The organism is Paenibacillus sp. NPDC055715, from assembly GCF_053617595.1.
This window is the reverse complement of sequence record NZ_JBSHGA010000025.1, coordinates 1-18,778: the sequence shown is the minus strand read 5'-3', so window position 1 is coordinate 18,778 and position 18,778 is coordinate 1. Positions and strand designations below refer to the sequence as shown.

Sequence of the window (18,778 nt, the reverse complement as noted above, 5' to 3'; positions counted from 1 at the left end):
GCGCGCGGGTACTTGAACCGTCCGGAGCTGACGGAAGAGAAGTTCGTAGACAGCCCGTTCGCCGTGGGCGAACGGCTGTACCGCACGGGAGACTTAGCGCGGTGGATGGAGGACGGGAACGTAGACTTCATCGGCCGGATCGACAACCAGGCGAAAATCCGGGGCTACCGGATCGAGACGGGCGAGATCGAGTCGCAGCTGCTGCGGGTGGAAGGCGTGCGCGAAGTGGTGGTGCTGGTTCGAAGTGACGCGAACGGTCAGAAGGCGCTATGCGCGTATTACATGCCGGATACCGGAGCGGAGCTGGCGGTGAATGATCTGCGCAGCGCGCTGGCACAGGAGTTGCCGGGGTACATGATCCCGTCGTACTTTGTGGAGCTGGAGCGCCTGCCTCTGACGCCGAACGGAAAGATTGACCGGAAGGCGCTGCCGGCGCCGGAAGGGGAAGCGGGAAGCGGAACGGAGTACGTCGCACCGCGAAATGAGCTGGAAACGAAGCTGGTGGCGATTTGGCAGGAGGTGCTGGGGCTTGAGAAGGAGATTGGCGTTCACGACAACTTCTTCGACCTCGGCGGCCACTCCCTGCGAGCGACGACGCTGGCGGGCAAGGTATTTAAGGAATTAAACGTCAACCTGCCGCTGCGCGACGTATTCCGTCACTCGACGATTGCGGCGATGGCCGAGGCGATCGCCCGGATGGAACGGCGGGAGCATGAGGCCATTCCTCAAGCGGAGGAGAGAGAATACTACCCTCTGTCCTCCACGCAGAAACGGCTGTTCATTCAGCACACGCTGGATGGAGCGGATCAGCTTTACAACATGCCGGAGCTGGTGCAGATGGAAGGCGAGTTTGATTTAGACCGGTTGGAAGCCGCCTTGCGGAAATTGATAACACGGCATGAATCACTGCGCACCGGTTTTGAAATCGTGAAGGGCGAAGCGGTTCAGCGGATTTACCCGCAGGTCGATTTTGCTATCGAGCATCATCAAGCGGATAAAGAGGATGCGGCTCAAATCGAGCAGATCGTCCGCAGCTTCGTTCGTCCGTTTGATCTCGGCAAGCCGCCGCTGTTGCGCGCCGGAGTCATCGAGCTGGAGCCGAACCTGCATATTCTCCTTTTCGACATGCACCATATGGTGTCCGACGGCGTATCGATGGCGATTGTGATCGATGAGTTCTCGAGTTTCTACGCCGGGGAAGAACTGCCGCCACTGCGCATTCAATACAAGGATTATGCCGTTTGGCAGCAGTCGAAGGCCCACCGAGAGCGGATCGGGCGGCAAGAAGCGTACTGGCTACAAACCTTCGAAGGCGAGCTGCCGACGGCGGACCTGCCGCTGGACTACGAACGGTCTGCGGCTCGCAGCTACGAAGGCGCGCATCTGGAGTTCGACGTCGAAGCTTCTCTCTTTGCGCGGCTGCGCGAATTGGCGGCCGAGCGTGAAAGCACACTGTTCATGGTGCTGCTTGCGGCTTATACCGTGCTGCTGTCCAAGTACAGCGGGCAGGAGGACTTGGTCGTGGGCACCTCGGTGGCGGGAAGAACGAACGCCGATTTGGAACCGGTCATCGGGATGTTTGTCAATACGCTGGCGATCCGCAATCGTCCGTCGGGCGACAAAACGTTCTTGTCCTACCTGGAAGAAGTGAAGGAAACGGCTTTGGGTGCTTTCGAGAATCAGGATTATCCATTCGAGGAGCTCGTGGAGCGTTTGAATGTGAAGCGGGAGCCGGGCCGCTTCCCGCTGTTCGATACCGTTTTCGACTTGCAAAATATCGAAGAACGAGACGCCGAGCTGGAAGGGGTCAGCCTGAAGACTTACGAGCTTGACCATTTGGAAGAAGCGAAGTTCGATCTGACGCTATTTATGTATGAAAACAACGGGGCGCTGAGCGGGGGCTTCTTCTACGCCACTAAGCTGTTCAAAGAAGCGATGATCCGCACCTTGACCGAGGATTACCTGCGGGTACTGTCTCAAATTGCGGAAAATCCACAACTCAAGCTAGGCCATATTGAATGTCATAAACCGGCGGCAGGCGCAAAGAGTGCCGTCGATACGATCGAATTCGCGTTCTAATCCTACAAGCGCGCCTCCGCCGTCAAGCGAAAGCGGCGCGCATCCCAAGGAAGACGGCGAACAACGTCCGAGCCCGTAAACGCGCAGGCCGAAAGCAAGCTTTTCGGACCTGCGCCGGGGCATGCGTTCACTTCATTTTTAGGGGAGGTACAAATGAAATCTTTATTTGAAAAGGAAGAACGGTACTGGAGCGGCAAGTTTGACGCCGATGACAGCCTGAGCTTCCTTCCCTACAGTCAATCCACCAAATTATCTGCCGACGGGGAAGCTGCGGCCGAGCTGGGCTTGCTTCACCGTACTCTGCCGAGCGAACTCTCGGAGAGAATCATTTGTCTCGCCAACGGTTCGGATTTGGCTTTGTACATGATTGTTTTGGCAGGAGTAAAAAGCCTGCTGTTCAAATATACCGGGCGGGACCAAGTGCTGGTCGGCATGCCTTCTTATAGCGCAGACCCCGACGGGACTCCGCCGCCGCATGACATCTTGGTGATCAAGACGTCCGTAAGCCGCCAGACTACGCTGAAAACGCTGCTCGGGGGCATCAAAGCCTCCATCGGCGAGGCGCTGGAGCATCAGCACCTGCCTTTTCGGAAAATGGTGGAGCCGCTCCATCTGGACTATACGGGGGACGGCCTCCCGGTCGTCAACACCGTCGCATCCTTCGCCCCGATTCATCCGGGACCGCTAGGTAACCGGGTGACGGCCGATACGGTTTTTCGCTTCGACCGCCAAAACCACTCCATCGAGCTGGAGATAAGCTTTGACGGGCAGCGGTACGAGCGGGCATTTATGGAACAGGCGGCCGACCATCTTGTTCGGCTGCTGTCCGTGCTTTTATTTCAGCCGGATCTGGAGCTTGGACAAGCCGATGTGCTGTCCCCAGACGAGAGGGAGACGCTGCTGAAGCGATTTAATGACACCGAAACCGAGTTCGAGCGGGGGAAAACGATTCACGGCTTGTTCGAAGAGCAGGCGGAGCATTACCCGGACAACGTGGCCGCCGTCATGAACGAGCGGCAGCTGACCTACCGCGAGCTGAACGAGCGATCCAACCGCCTTGCGCGGAAGCTGCGGGAGACGGGAGTAGAAGCGAACCAGCTGGTAGCGATTCTGACCGAACGCTCGCTCGATATGGTCGTCGGCATTCTGGCGATTCTCAAAGCGGGCGGAGCATACGTGCCTGTCGATCCCGACTACCCGGAGGAGCGCATCCGCTTCATGATCGAGGATTCGGGCGCGCCGTTATTGCTGATTCAAAAGCATCTGCACGAGAAGACCGACTTCGCAGGAGCGCGCCTCGAATTGGACGATTTCGTTTGGGGTGACAGAGGGGCGGACTCCGCCGATGCGCTGGACGCTTCGAACCTGGAGCCGGCCAGCGGTCCGAATGATCTGGCTTATGTCATCTATACGTCAGGTACGACGGGCAAACCCAAAGGGGTCATGCTGGAGCATCGCGGTTTGGTCAGCTTGAAGCTGATGTTCGCGGACAGGCTGGGCATCACGGAGCATGACCGGATCGTTCAATTTGCCAGCCTGTCGTTCGACGCGTCCTGCTGGGAAGTGTTTAAAGCGCTCTATTTTGGCGCGGCTTTGTACATCCCGACGGCCGAGACGATTCTCGACAACCGCCTGTTCGAGAGTTATATGAACGAGCATGCGATTACGGCGGCGATTTTGCCTCCGACGTACAGCGCTTATTTGAACCCGGACCGCCTTCCCAGCTTAACGAAGCTCGTAACGGGAGGCTCGGCGGTATCGGCCGAATTTGTGCAGCAGTGGAAACCGAAGGTCCACTATTTCAATGCTTACGGCCCTACCGAAGCTTCGATTGCTACGACACTTTGGGATGCGGATGAGGAGCAGCCGGAGCGCAGAGTCATTCCGATCGGGCGCCCGCTGGCCAATCACCGGATTTTTATTTTGGATGCCCACCTGCAGCTTGTGCCTCCGGGAGTGGATGGCGAGCTGTGCGTGGCAGGCGTGGGGCTTGCGAGAGGTTACCTGAACCATCCGGAGCTAACGGCAGAGAAGTTCGTTGAACATCCGTTTGCGCCGGGAGAACGCCTTTACCGGACGGGAGATCTCGCCCGCTGGCTGCCGGACGGCAACATCGAATACCGGGGGCGGATCGACCATCAGGTCAAAATCCGCGGCTACCGGATCGAAATTGGCGAGATCGAAGAGCAGCTGCTGAAGATCGCCGCCGTGCAAGAAGCCAAGGTGCTCGACCGCGACGACGCGAACGGCCAAAAGCAGCTTGTCGCTTACTACGTCGCGGAAACGAGGCTGGCGGCGCATGAACTCAAGGAGGAGCTCGCCAAGCAGCTTCCGGGCTATATGATTCCTTCGCACCTCGTGCAGCTTTTGCGGATGCCGCTGACCCCGAACGGGAAAATCGACCGCAAAGCGCTGCCCGCGCCGGAGGAAGCCGCGACCGGAGGAGCGGAATATGTCGCACCGAGAACGCTGCTCGAAATGAAGATCGCCCGCGTCTGGCAAGATACGCTTGGCGTTCCGCAGGTCGGCGTAAAGGATAACTTTTTTGAGTTGGGTGGCAATTCGTTAAGTCTGATGAGGCTCGTTCAAGCCGTTTACGATGAAACGGGCATTGAGATACCACCGAACCGCCTATTCCACAATGTAACAGTTGAAGCCATGGCTTTCGGCGAAGGGGATCTAGGCCTGGATAAAGGCGGGAGCTCTTTCATTAAGCTGAATAAAGCAGGAGATCTGAACGTGTTCAGCTTCCCTCCGGGCAGCGGTTTCGGCATCGGTTACCGAGAGCTCGCAAGCAGGCTCGACGGCCGGTTCGTGCTCTACGGCATTGATTTTATCGACGATGCCGTTGATTACGAGGCCATGCTGAACCGTTATGTGGACGAGATCGTCCGCATCCAGCCGGAAGGACCTTACGTACTGCTCGGCTACTGCTTCGGAGGCAACCTGACGTTCGAGGTAGCCAAAACGATGGTGAAAAGAGGGTATTCCGTAACGGACGTACTCATGGTGGACTCGTGGATTAAGGACACGCTGACGCCTTCCGAAACGTCGGAGAAAGAGCTTGAAGAGACGCTTACCGATTTCGACGAAGAAGAGAAGGAATTAATGAGCAACCCGCTCGTGCGGGAGTGGGTTCATCGGAAGGTCAAAGCGACCTTAGCGTACGAAGCACAGCTTATTAATTCCGGCACGATCCCGGCCCGGATTTACGAACTGATTGCGAAGGACAGCGAAGCGTTCCGCCGGGAGCACCAATTGCCTTCCTGGCGGGGGGCAACGACGCAAGCTTACGCGGATTACCGGCTGGAGGGCGCGCACGAGGAATTGCTGGAACTCGCGCGCGTGGACGAAACGGCCGTCGTCATCCGGGACGTCTTAGAGCAAGTCAAGCGACAGATCGAAGCGGAGGCCGGGGTACTGCATGGAAGCTGACCGCCAGCCGTCTGTTCTAGAACAAGGCACAGCGGCACCTTCCAAGCGCCAAACTGCTTACGCCGCCTGGAAAGCGTTCCGCTGGCTGATGTCCTATGTAAGCCGTCACAAAGGCTGGATGATCGTCGGTATTTTGTCCGCGATTGCCGCCGCCGTTATTGAGATATGGACGGGAAGTTTGATCGAACAGTTGACCACCCAGGCCGGGAAGGGGTCGGGGTCAATCGTTCTGCAAATCGTGTACACGGTCTTTGTGGTCATCTTGATCGGTGTGCCGGCGAAGTTTTTTATGAGCTTCGGCGTGGAGCGAAGCAGCGCCTCTGCGGTACAGGATATCCGCAACCATGTCATGCGTCATCTCGGCAAACTCCCGGTCTCCTATTTGGAGAAGCAACACTCCGGCGACGTATTGTCGCGGATCAGCAACGACCTGCAGCTCATCCAGCAGTTTATGATTCGGGACCTCGCCCAGTGGTTTTATCATCCGCTATTGTTCATCGGCTGTTTCACTTATTTGATCTACCTCCAATGGGAGCTGATGCTGTACAGCCTGCTGTTATTTCCCGTAGCGCTGCTGGTTTCCCAATGGATCGGCAAGCAGTTGGAGCGGTTGACGGAGGAAGCCCAGGCGAACATGGGCCGAATGAACGTCAACCTCCAGGATACGCTTGGGGGTATGCCTATTGTGAAAAGCTACCTGCTATCCGGCATATTATTTCGCTCCTACCAAGTGCTGCTGCAATTGACGGCCCAAAAAAAGCTGGCCGTAAAAAAGCGGGAAGCCTGGGTTAACCCGCTGCTTTCCACGTTGATGATCAGCCCGATCATTTTCGCCGTCAGTTACGGTAGCTATTTGATCTACAACGGGCAGCTAAGCGCTGGACAGCTGATCGCCTTCCTGTACTTGCTAAATCTGTGTCTGGAGCCGCTGGAGCATATTCCCGAGCTCATCACGCGGACGTTCGAAATGACCGGTGCCCTGAGAAGGGTCTCCGAAATCGTCGAGCAGCCGACCGAAACGGAAAATGGCCGTTCGCTTCCGAAAGCGAGCGCCGCCCCCATCGAGTTTCAGAACGTAACCTTCGGGTATGAGGAGAGCTCCCCGATCCTGCGGAATGTTAGCTTCTTGGTGCCGGAAGGGAAGACGATTGCGCTTGTCGGAGCGAGCGGCGGAGGGAAGAGCACGGTGTTTAAGCTTGTATGCGGCTTTTATCCGCTTCCGGAGGATCAGGGCAAGATACGCGTGTTCGGCAGCCTGATCCACGGCGCTGATCCGGAGCAGCTTCGGTCGCATTTTTCCGTGGTAACCCAGGATTCATATTTGTTTAGCGGCACGATCGCCGAAAATATCGGCTACGGGCGGGAAGAAGCGTCGATGGACGAGATAATCGAAGCCGCCAAAGCCGCTCAGGCGCATTCCTTCATTTTGCAACTTCCCGACGGCTACCAGACGTATGTCGGAGAGCGCGGAGGCTTTTTGTCCGGCGGGCAACGCCAGCGCATTGCAATGGCCCGGGCCTTTCTGAAGGATGCTCCCGTTCTGCTGCTGGACGAGCCAACGTCGGCTCTTGATCCGGAGTCGGAAAGCGCGGTTCAGGAAGCGCTGGGCGTATTGATGAAGCAGAGAACGACGATGGTTATTGCCCACCGGCTTTCTACGGTACAAAATGCCGACGAAATTTGGGTCATGGAACAAGGAGATATTGTGGAAAAGGGCACTCATGAACAATTGTTGAAGATGAAGGGACTGTACGCCCAGTCGTACTACCAGGAATTTACCGAGTCTGCCGAACGCAGGGAGGTGGCGTACACATGAAAAAGGGCGGATGGCTCTCGCAAGTGAAAGAACTTGGCTACTTGTTGACGTTTATGAACCGCAAGCGCAAAACCCAGTACGCCATTGGCCTGGCCGTGACGGCGCTCACTCAGACATTGTTCCTGATCGCCTTCAGCTTGGTCGTACATAACTTGGTTGATTTCGCCGTGTCCCGAGATACGTCCCTGATGGTGGAAGCCTTTATTATTTTGGGCGCGGTCCTGTTCCTGGAAAATATAATTTCTCCCTGGTTCATTTACTTATACCAACGCAGTGTCGAGCTGACTGTGCTGAATATCCGCGAACGTCTTTATGACAAGCTGTGCCGGGTGCGGCCGAGATTCCTGGAGCAGACGCACCATGGGGACTTGCTGTCGCGGGTGAACAACGACGTAACGACCGTTGAGTTTACATTTTCGCAGGTTTACTTCATTTTGCTGCTTCAACTTGTCTTTTGCATCGGCTCCATTGTCTCCATGGTGTTGATCGATTGGCGGTTTGCCGGCGTATCCTTCGTCATTCTGCTGCTGTCCTCCGTGGTCAGCCTGAAATTTGCGCGGGATATTCGCGCCTTATCCGAACAAGGCTTGCAAACGCTCGGTAAAATGACCGAAAAGTTCAAAGATTTTATGGGCGGCATTCAAATTGTGAAGCTGTTCCGCATCCGCACGATTTACGGCCAGTACGAGGCGTTGAACGAACAAATGACGCAGACGCTTCGGCAAACCGCGCAGAAGAACGGCATGCAGGCTGCGGTGAATCATTTTATCAGCTACGTCACGTTCTGCGGCATCATCGTCATCGGCAGTCTTCTTTATGCCTACGGACTGATGGGAATGGGAAGCGTCGCCGCACTGGCGGTTCTACAATTGAATCTGACGCACGCTTTGTTGAACTTGGGGATGGTTCTGTCGATGACCCAAAATTCGCTCGCGGGCGCTCACCGGATTCAAGAGGTACTAAGAGAGGAAGAGGAACCGGAGCGTTTGGGATCTCCTCACAGCGAACTCGTGTCGGAGGCTGCGGTGGAGTTTCGTGATGTGGAATTTTCCTATCAGGCGGATAAAAAGGTGCTTGTCGACATCTCCATGCAGGTGTTTCCTGGCCAGGCCGCCGCTATCGTGGGGGCCAGCGGCAGCGGCAAAAGTACGCTGATCAAGCTGCTGCTCGGCTTTTATCCTGTGGACAGCGGAGAAATCCTGCTCCAAGGCAAACCGTTCGGCCATTACACGCTGGACGAAATCCGTAGGCAGATTGCATACGTTCCGCAGGAGCCGTTCTTGTTTACCGGCACGATTGAGGAAAACATCCGTTACGGCAACCCGGATGCAACGGATGAAGAAGTGATCGAAGCGGCCAAAGCGGCGTACGCTCACCATTTCATTCAGGAACTTCCTGAACAGTATAAAACGCCGGTGGGAGAGAGAGGAGCGTCGTTGTCGGGCGGACAAAGGCAGCGAATTGCGATCGCCCGGGCGATTCTCAAAAACGCCCCGATTCTGCTGCTGGACGAAGCGACTTCCGCGCTGGATAACGAATCCCAGCATTGGGTACAGCAGGCCCTGAACGTATTGATGAAGGGGCGCACCACCATTCTGATCGCCCACCGTCTCAGCACCGTGGAACATGCGGATTTGATTACCGTCATGAACCAAGGGACGGTCGTCGAGCGGGGCCGCCATCAGGACCTGTTGGCGCTTGGGGGTTATTACGCCCGGCTGTACGGCTAGACCCGCTTTACGGCGGGCGGCTACCTGCTTGCGAATGCGACAGAGTCTTTTAATAATCTAAAGCATGACTTTATAACCGATAGTTACCAGAAAACGTAGACATGAAAAAGGGGGAAGAGTCCGAAGGAGCCGTTCCGGGAATGGCCTGCGCGGTTCTTCTTAAGAGTGACTAAGTGACATCTAGGTACAAAGCCTATCTATAAAGAATCTCTAAACCGGGAGTGTGTCGATGTGATAGAGAATACCAACGAGCAATATGGATTAACGCAAGCCCAGCGCCGAATATGGTTCATGGAAATTATGAATCCGGGAACGTCCATCACGATGCTTTCCGCAACCTACCAGATAACGGGTGAGATCGACACACGGCTTCTGGAGCAAGCGGCGGCAGAGATCGTCAAAACCTATGACGCTTTCCGAATCCACATTAGCGGAGATTTGCAAAATCCAACGCAGTGGTTCGAAGAGCCGGAGAATGTCCAAGCTAGGATAAGCCGCCTCGAACTAGGCACAACCGAACAATTCTATGCTTGGGTGAAAGAAGTAAGCGAAAAACCGGCCAGTGTGTTCGACGAACACCTCTACCAATTTACGATTATCCATTTTGCGAACGGCCAAGTATGGCTCAATTTGACGGTAAATCATATTATCGCCGACGGCTTGTCCGTCAATGCTTTGCTGCATGCGGTGATGGAAAAATACCTGGAACTGCGCAAAGGCATCTCCAGCAGCTACCAGGCCCCTTCCTATCTGGATTATATTTCTGCGGAGCGTGAATATGAGCAATCGCAGCGTTATCAAAAAGGCAAGGAATACTGGCTGACGAAGTACAACACTTTACCTGAAACGACCGGCATTAAATCGTATCCGCCATTCTCGGTCGGCAGCGAATCCAATAAACTGGCCATTACTTTGGACGGTTCCCGGTATGAACGCATTCTGGCCTTCAGTGAGCAATATCAGGTCAGCTTATATACGTTATTTCTGTCTGCCATGTACGCCTTATTGTACAAGCTGACCGACAGCACCGATGTTCCGGTCGGCACGGTTTTCGCCAATCGCACTAGCAAGAAGGAAAAAGAAACGATTGGCATGTTCGTCAGCACCGTGGCTACGCGGATTCGTCTGAATCCAGACGAGCACGTGTTTTCCTTGATCCAAACGGTTTCCAAGGAAAATACGGCGGATTTGCGGTATCAGAAATACCCTTATAACCAATTGATCCAGGATTTACGCGAACAACACGGTCGCAACGATCTTTCGGGTCTGTTCCGCACGTCTCTGGAATATCTGCCTTTGAAAATCGTGGAGTACGAAGAAATCAAGGTACGCCTGGAGGCTCACTTCGCTAGGCACGAGATGGACGATTTGCTGCTGCGCTTCGACCACATGCTGAATGAAGGTCATGTAATTCTCCATGCTTCCTATCGTACCGGCCTGTTCGAGACGGCCGAGATTGATCGAATTCTGGAACAGTATGTAACCGTTCTGGACCAGTTTCTTCAGACTCCCGAACTGCCGGTACGCGAGATTTCTCTGCTGAGCGATGAGGAGAGATACCGCATTCTCAACGTTTTTAACCCGCCGGTGGCAGGGCTGAGCGAGGGAGAAGCGTTTCATCGGTATGTTGAAAAGTTTGCCCGGGAAATTCCGGATCATCCGGCAGTCGTCTACATGGACAAACAGCTGACCTACGGCGAATTGAACGAACGCGCCGAGCGGCTGGCTTCTCTCCTTCGCGAACAGGGCGTGGGAAGGGAGACGATTACGGGGATCTGGGCGGAGCGTTCGGTGGAACTGCTGGTTGGGGTGCTCGCCGTTTGGAAAGCCGGCGGAGCCTATGTACCGCTGGACCCCGATTATCCTGCGGAGCGGATTGAGTACATGCTCAGCGATAGCGATGCATCGGTGCTGCTTACGCAGCGTCATTTGTTGGAGCGGGCCGGAGGTTGGTTGGCCGATGACCGACTGAAGCTTCAAGCTATCTATGCCATGGACGATGAACAGATGTATAACGGGGATGCCTTAGCCGTGGAATTTGAATCTGCCAGCAGCGCCCCGCAAGACTTGGCTTATGTGATTTACACCTCGGGTACGACGGGACGCCCAAAAGGCGTCATGATCGAGCACGGTAGTCTCGTGAATACGGCGGATGCGTACCGTCGCGAGTACCGATTGGATCAGTTTCCGGTGCGGCTGCTGCAGCTGGCTAGCTTCTCGTTTGACGTGTTCGTCGGAGACATCGCGCGGACGCTGTATAACGGAGGCACGATGGTGATTGTGCCGAAGGATGACCGGATTGATCCGAACCTCTTATACGGTTGGATTCGGGACCAAAACATTACAGTATTCGAATCGACGCCTGCGCTCATCCTGCCGTTCATGCAGCATATTTATGAAGAAGGGCTGGACGTTAGCTCCATGCAGTTGCTGATTACCAGCTCGGATGCTTGCAGTGTCACCGATTACCGATTGCTGCAGGAAAGATTCGGCGGACAATTCCGCATCATCAACAGCTATGGCGTTACCGAAGCGGCCATTGATAGCAGCTTTTACGATGAGCCGCTGGACAAGCTGCCGCTGTCGGGTCATGTGCCGATCGGCAAAGCTTGGCTGAACGCCCGGTTTTACATTGTCGATGCCGCGTTAAAGCCGGTTCCTGTAGGGGTTCCGGGCGAGCTTGTCATCGGCGGCGCCGGGGTGGCGCGCGGGTACTGGAACCGTCCGGACCTAACCGCCGAGAAGTTTGTGGACAGCCCGTTTGTGCCGGGCGAACGTCTGTACCGGACAGGCGATTTGGCCCGTTGGCTGGAAGACGGCAACGTCGACTTCATTGGCCGGATCGACTATCAGGTGAAAATTCGCGGGTTCCGGATCGAACTCGGTGAAATTGAAACGGCCCTGCTGCGTTTCCCGGGCGTCAAGCAGGCTGTGGTGACCGACCGTACGGATGAGCAGGGGCAAAAGTATTTGTGCGGCTACGTGGCGGGGGATGCTTCTTTGCAACTGAGCGATCTGCTGTCCCAATTGAAGCAAGAGCTGCCGGCCCATATGGTCCCGGCCCGGTTGGTGTCTCTTGATCAGCTTCCGCTCACGCCAAACGGCAAAATTGACCGTAAAGCGCTGCCTGAACCGACCGGAGAGGTAGAAGTAGGCCGTGAGTATGTGGCTCCTCGCACAACGCTGGAAACAAGACTTGCTCTCATTTGGCAGCAGGTGCTGGGTATTGCGCGAGTTGGAGTCCAAGACGATTTCTTTGACCTGGGCGGTCATTCCTTGCGGGCCTCCTCGCTTGTTTCTAAAATTCGAAAAGAGCTGCAAGTCGAGGTTCCGCTGCGGGACGTTTTCCGCTACACCACGATCGAACAGCTGGCCCAAAGAATTGGCGGTTTAAAGAAGCAGGAGACGTATGAGATTACAAAGGCGGCAGAGGCCGAGTACTATCCGGTTTCATCCGAGCAAAAGCGTCTGTACGTCCTGCGCCAGCTTGACGGGGCCGAGCGCAGCTACAATATGTCGGCGGCACTTCTTCTCGAAGGCAAGCTGGAACGCACGCGCGTAGAGTACGCGTTCCGGACGCTGATCCAGCGCCATGAGACGCTGCGTACCGGGATTGAGCAGGTTCAAGGCGAGCTTGTGCAGCACATCTATGACGAGGTGGAGTTTGCTGTCGATTATTTCCAGGCGAGCGAGCGGGAAGTGGACCAAGTGGTGGAAGCTTACTATTGCCCGTTTGATCTGACCAAGCCGCCACTTCTCCGCATCGGACTGATCAAAGTCGCCGAAGATCGCCACATTCTGCTGTTCGATATGCACCATATCGTCTCGGACGGCATTTCGACAGCGTTGCTTTTCGACGAGTTCAGCCGCCTGTATCGGGGCGAGGAGCTGGCTCCGCTGCGTATTCAATACAAAGATTATGCCGTTTGGCAGCATTCCGAAGCCTACGGGCAGTTGCTACAGCCGCAGAAGGAGTACTGGCTGGAACAGCTGTCGGGCGAGTTGCCGGTCTTGGAGCTGCCGACGGACTTCCCGCGGCCTGCGGTGCAAAGCTTTGACGGCCGAACCGTGAAGTTTTATATCGGGAAAGAGCGGACGGAGAAGCTGAAAGAGCTGGCGGCACGGACGGGGACGACCCTGTACATGGTGCTGCTGTCGGCTTACTCCATCCTTATGCACAAATATTCGGGTCAGGAAGATCTAATCGTGGGAACGCCGATTGCCGGAAGAACGCAGGAAGAAGCGCAGCCGATCGTAGGAATGTTTATCAATACGCTGGCCATTCGCAGCCGTCCAGAGCGCTCCAAGCCGTACCTTTCGTACCTGGAAGAAATCAAGGACATCACGCTCGGGGCTTTCGAACACCAAAACTATTTGTTCGAAGACTTGGTGGAAAGTCTTCACATTCCGCGCGCGACCGGCCGGAATCCGCTCTTTGATGCATTTTTCGCTCTGCAAAATACGGAGAATGAGCAAATTGTCGTCGAGGGATTGGAGCAATCGTTTTATCCGCTGGAAAACCGAACGTCCAAGTTCGAGCTGCTCCTGGACATTTCCGAGCTGGACGGTCAGCTCGAATGCCGGTTGGAGTACGCTACGGCTTTGTATAAACAGGAGACTGCGGAGCGGTTCGCCAGACATTATGACAAGTTGCTCGAAACCATCGCGACAGCGCCGGACGGGGATATTGCCTCGCTGGAAATGCTCACGGAGGAGGAAGTCCGCGAACTGGTGCGCGGTTTCAACGATTCGGAGGCGGACTACCCGCGGCAGCAGACGATTTACAGCTTGTTCGAAGAACAGGCGGAGCTTTACCCGGACAACGTGGCTGCCGTCATGAACGAGCGGCAGCTGACCTACCGCGAACTGAACGAGCGATCCAACCGCCTTGCGCGGAAGCTGCGGGAGACGGGAGTAGAAGCGGACCAGCTGGTAGCGATTCTGGCCGAACGCTCGCTCGATATGGTCGTCAGCATTCTGGCGATTCTCAAAGCGGGTGGAGCATACGTGCCTGTCGATCCCGACTACCCAGAGGAGCGCATCCGCTTCATGATCGAGGATTCGGGCGCACCGTTATTGCTGATTCAAAAGCATCTGCACGAGAAGACCGACTTCGCAGGAACGCGCCTCGAATTAGACGATTTCGTTTGGGGCGACAGAGGGGCAGACTCCGCCGATGCGCTGGAGGCTTCAAATCTGGAGCCGATTTCTGGGCCGGACAACCTGGCATATGTCATCTACACGTCGGGAACGACCGGCAGACCGAAAGGAACGCTGATCGAGCATAAGAACGTCGTGCGCCTCCTTTTCAACGACAAGAACCTGTTCGACTTCGGGCCGTCCGACACGTGGACGCTGTTCCACTCGTTCTGCTTCGATTTCTCCGTCTGGGAAATGTACGGAGCGCTGCTGAACGGAGGCAAGCTGGTCATCGTACCGCCGCTCACGGCGAAAAATCCAGCCGATTTCCTGGCGCTGCTGGGCCGCGAACAGGTCACGATTTTGAACCAGACGCCAACGTACTTCTACCAGTTGCTGCGTGAGGTCTTGGCGGACCATCCGTACGATCTGCGGATTCGCAACATCATCTTCGGGGGCGAAGCGCTGAGTCCGCTGCTGCTCAAGGGCTTCAAGACGAAGTATCCAGAGACGAAGCTGATCAATATGTACGGCATTACCGAGACGACGGTTCACGTTACGTATAAGGAAATAACGTGGGTCGAAATGGAGGCGGCGAAGAGCAATATCGGCAAGCCGATCCCGACGCTAAGCGTGTACGTCCTTGATGAAAACCGCCGCCCTGTGCCAATCGGCGTAGCGGGCGAAATGTACGTGGCCGGGGAAGGCCTTGCGAGAGGATACCTGAACCGTCCGGATCTGACGGCGGAGAAATTCGTCGATTCCCCATTTGCGGAAGGGGAGAAACTGTACCGCTCGGGCGACTTGGCGGCTTGGCTGCCGGACGGCAACATCGAATACCTGGGGCGGATCGACCACCAGGTGAAAATCCGCGGGTACCGGATCGAGCTGGACGAAATCGAGACGCAGCTTCTGAACGTCGAGGGCGTGGAAGAAGCGGTGGTACTCGCCCGTCAGGACGGCGGGGGCGAGAAGGCGCTTGTCGCCTACTTTGTGGCGGACCGGACGCTGACGGTCAGCGAAATGAGAACCTCGCTGGCTCAGGAAATTCCGGGGTACATGATCCCGTCGTACTTCGTGCAGTTGGAGCGTATGCCGCTGACGACCAACGGCAAAGTGGATCGCAAAGCACTGCCGGAGCCGCAAGGCGGCTTACAAACGGGCGTAGAATACGTAGCGCCGCGTAACCGGACGGAGTCCCAGCTTGTGAAGATCTGGGAGGAAGTGCTGGGTTACTCCGGCATTGGAGTCCTGGACAATTTCTTCGAGCTCGGAGGCCACTCCTTGCGGGCGACGAACCTTGTCAGCAAGATTCGGAAGGAAATGAACGTCGAACTTCCGCTGCGCGATGTGTTCCGCTATATGACGGTAGAGTCGATGGCCGGGGCTATTGCTAGCTTGGAAGAAACGCGGCACAGCTCGATTCCGAAAGCGGAAGAGAAAGCGTACTATCCGGTTTCCTCCGCGCAAAAAAGGTTGTACGTCCTGCACCAGCTGGATAGCTCGGAGCTGAATTACAACCTCCCAAGCGCCTTGCAATTGGAAGGGGCTTTGAACGAGGCCAAAGTGGAAAAGGCGCTGACTACTTTGGTGGCCCGGCACGATATGCTGCGCACCGGTTTTGAAATCGTGAATGGGGAGCCGGTTCAGCGTATTCATCCGCTCGTAGCTTTCAAGGTTGAGAAGCTTCAAGCAAGCGAAGATCAGGTTGCGGCCATTCTTGAAGGCTTCATTCAGCCTTTTGACTTGACCCAGCCGCCTTTGCTGCGCGCCCTGCTGATCGAACTGGAGAAAGAGAAATTCCTGCTCGCGCTGGATATTCATCATATTGGTTCCGACGGCCTTTCCATGGACGTGCTGCTGCGCGAATTCGTGCAGCTTTACAATGGGGAAGAATTGCCGGAGCTGCGGATTCAATACAAGGATTACGCCGTTTGGCAGCAATCCGAGGAGCAGCGCCAGCGCATCAAACGGCAGGAGGAATACTGGCGCGGGGTATTCAGCTCCGAGCTTCCGGTTCTTGAGCTGCCTCTGGACTTCTCCCGCCCGGCCGTCCAGCAGTTTGACGGTCAAACGCTCACGTTTACGCTGGATGCGGAGAAAAGCGAAGCTCTCAAACGGCTTGCCGGCGATTCGGGGGCGACGCTGTACATGCTTCTGCTGGCTGCGTACTCCGTATTGCTTCATAAATACGCGGGACAGGAAGATATAGTGGTCGGCACTCCGATTGCCGCCCGTTCTCACGCCGACCTGCAGCCGATTATCGGCATGTTCGTCAATACGCTGGCCCTTCGCTTGGGTCCGGCGGCGGAGCGGACGTTCCTGGACTACTTGCAGGAAGTGAAGGAAACGACGCTTGGAGCCTACGAGCACCAGGACTATCCGTTCGAGGAGCTGGTGGAAGCTCTTCAGGTGAGCCGGGATTTAAGTCGGAATCCTCTGTTTGACACCATGTTTTCTTTGCAAAAGCACGAAAGCTTGGATTTAACCCTGGAAGGCTTGCAATGGTCGCTGTTCGATATTGAGGAAAAGACGGCAAAGTTTGATCTTAGCTTTGATATCGTGGAAGCCGATAACGAGTTGGTTTGCAAGATCGAGTACGCTACCTCGTTGTTTAGACAGGAAACGATGGTACGGCTGGCGGGTCATTACGAGCAGCTTTTGGCGTCGATCCTGGCTCAGCCGGGTGCGCGGATTTCGGATTTGGATATCTTGACGGACAGCGAAAAGTATGATTTGCTGGTCGGGTTTGACGTGTCGTCTTCGGCTCTTGCGAAGCAACCCGCTGCAGAGGGTACAGGTTTGGAAGCGGATGAGTCGTGGAGAGAGAAAACGTTCCACGAGCTGTTCGAGGAGCAGGCGGAGCGCACTCCGGGAGCGCTGGCGGTTGTCTACGAAGACAGCAAGCTGACGTATGCGGAGCTGAACGCCAAAGCGAATCGCCTGGCGTATGTACTGCGGGCGCGCGGGGTGAAGCCGGAGCAGGTGGTCGGCATTCTGGCTGGCCGTTCGGCGGAGCTGTTGATCGGGGTGCTCGCCGTATGGAAAGCGGGCGGCGCTTATGTGCCGCTCGACCCGGACTATCCGGCGGAGCGGATCGAGTATATGCTCGCGGACAGCGGAGCGTCGGTGCTGCTCACGCAGACCCGCCTGCTGGAGCAGGCGGAAGCTTGGCGCAGCGACGGAGCTCTAGTGCTGCAAACGGTGCTTGCGCTTGACGACGTCGCGACGTACAGCCTCGTAGCGGCGGAAGCGGCTGTGGGCGTACAAGCTTTGGGAGAAGCAGGCGCAGAGGCGGAGGCTTTGGCGCAAGCGGAAACGGCTTCTGCCGAAACGTCCGCCACGGCAGAAGCCGAGAAGAACGTACTAGCGACGGATCTCGCATCGAATCCGGCGAATGTGAACAAGCCGCGCGATCTGGCGTACGTGATCTACACGTCGGGAACGACGGGCAAGCCGAAGGGCGTGATGATCGAGCACCGCAGCCTGGTGAACACGGCGGCGGGCTACCGGCGGGAATACCAGTTGGATCAATTCCCGGTGCGGCTGTTGCAGCTCGCAAGCTTCTCGTTTGACGTGTTCGTGGGAGATATCGCGCGGACGCTGTACAACGGAGGCACGATGGTGATTGTGCCGAAGGACGACCGGATCGATCCGTCTCGTCTGCACCACTGGATTGAGCGGGAGCGGGTCACCATCTTCGAATCGACGCCGGCGCTGATCGTGCCGTTCATGGAGTACGTGCACGAGCAGCGGCTGGATATGAGCGGGATGGAGCTGTTGATCACGAGCTCGGACAGCTGCAGCGTAGCGGATTACCGCACCTTGCAGGAGCGCTTCGGCTCGCAGTTCCGTATTATTAACAGCTACGGCGTAACGGAAGCGGCGATTGACTCCAGCTTCTATGACGAGCCGCTGGAGAAGCTGCCGAAGACGGGCCATGTGCCGATCGGGAAGGCGTGGCTGAACGCCAAGTTCTACATCGTGGACGCGCATCTGAATCCGGCGCCGGTCGGGGTGTTGGGCGAGCTGGTTATCGGCGGAGTCGGGGTAGCGCGCGGGTACTTGAACCGTCCGGAGCTGACGGAAGAGAAGTTCGTAGACAGTCCGTTCGCCGCTGAGGAGCGGCTGTACCGGACGGGCGACCTGGCTCGCTGGATGCCGGACGGAAACGTGGACTTCATCGGCCGAATCGACAACCAGGCGAAAATCCGGGGGTATCGGATTGAGACGGGCGAAGTCGAAGTGAAGCTGCTGAGTGTAGGCGGCGTGAAGGAAGCGGTCGTCGTCGTCAGGGAAGATCAAGAAGGTCAGAAAGCTTTGTGCGCTTATTATACAGCGGAAGAAGGCTTGACGGCGGCGGACCTAAAGCGGGCGATTGCCAGCGAGCTGCCGGGGTACATGATCCCGTCGTACTTCGTCGAGCTGGAGCGCCTGCCTCTGACGCCGAACGGAAAGATCGACCGAAAGGCGCTGCCGGCACTGGAAGGGGGAGCAGGCGGAGGCCGCGAATACGTGGCGCCGCGCACCGAACTGGAGGCGAAGCTGGCCGCCATTTGGCAGGATGTGCTTGTTCGGG

Annotated in this window: 5 protein-coding genes; all 5 read left to right on the top strand. The window is 56.4% G+C overall.

Translation table 11 applies throughout. The features are described from left to right. Positions 1-2,079 (top strand): condensation domain-containing protein (locus tag ACWGOO_RS22085; protein WP_452486884.1); only part of this gene is annotated, 2,079 nt, incomplete at its 5' end. Positions 2,080-2,232: 153 nt separating this feature from the next. After that, positions 2,233-5,514, top strand: a complete 3,282-nt coding sequence (locus tag ACWGOO_RS22080) for a non-ribosomal peptide synthetase (protein ID WP_452486882.1) — start codon at positions 2,233-2,235, stop codon at positions 5,512-5,514. Beyond that, positions 5,504-7,330: an ABC transporter ATP-binding protein gene (locus ACWGOO_RS22075; protein ID WP_452486880.1), complete on the top strand. Its 1,827-nt coding sequence runs from the start codon at positions 5,504-5,506 to the stop codon at positions 7,328-7,330. Before ACWGOO_RS22080 ends, ACWGOO_RS22075 begins: the two co-directional genes overlap by 11 nt. After that, a complete protein-coding gene (locus tag ACWGOO_RS22070) occupies positions 7,327-9,060 on the top strand; it encodes an ABC transporter ATP-binding protein (protein WP_452486878.1) in 1,734 nt (577 codons plus the stop codon). The genes ACWGOO_RS22075 and ACWGOO_RS22070 overlap by 4 nt, the downstream gene beginning before the upstream one ends. A gap of 231 nt (positions 9,061-9,291) precedes the next feature. Further along, positions 9,292-18,778 (top strand): amino acid adenylation domain-containing protein (locus ACWGOO_RS22065; RefSeq protein ID WP_452486876.1); only part of this gene is annotated, 9,487 nt, incomplete at its 3' end.

Coding starts and splice junctions, on each gene's coding strand:
- ACWGOO_RS22080 (WP_452486882.1), top strand. CDS start 2,233: ATGAAATCTTTATTTGAAAAGGAAGAACGGTACTGGAGCGGCAAGTTT.
- ACWGOO_RS22075 (WP_452486880.1), top strand. CDS start 5,504: ATGGAAGCTGACCGCCAGCCGTCTGTTCTAGAACAAGGCACAGCGGCA.
- ACWGOO_RS22070 (WP_452486878.1), top strand. CDS start 7,327: ATGAAAAAGGGCGGATGGCTCTCGCAAGTGAAAGAACTTGGCTACTTG.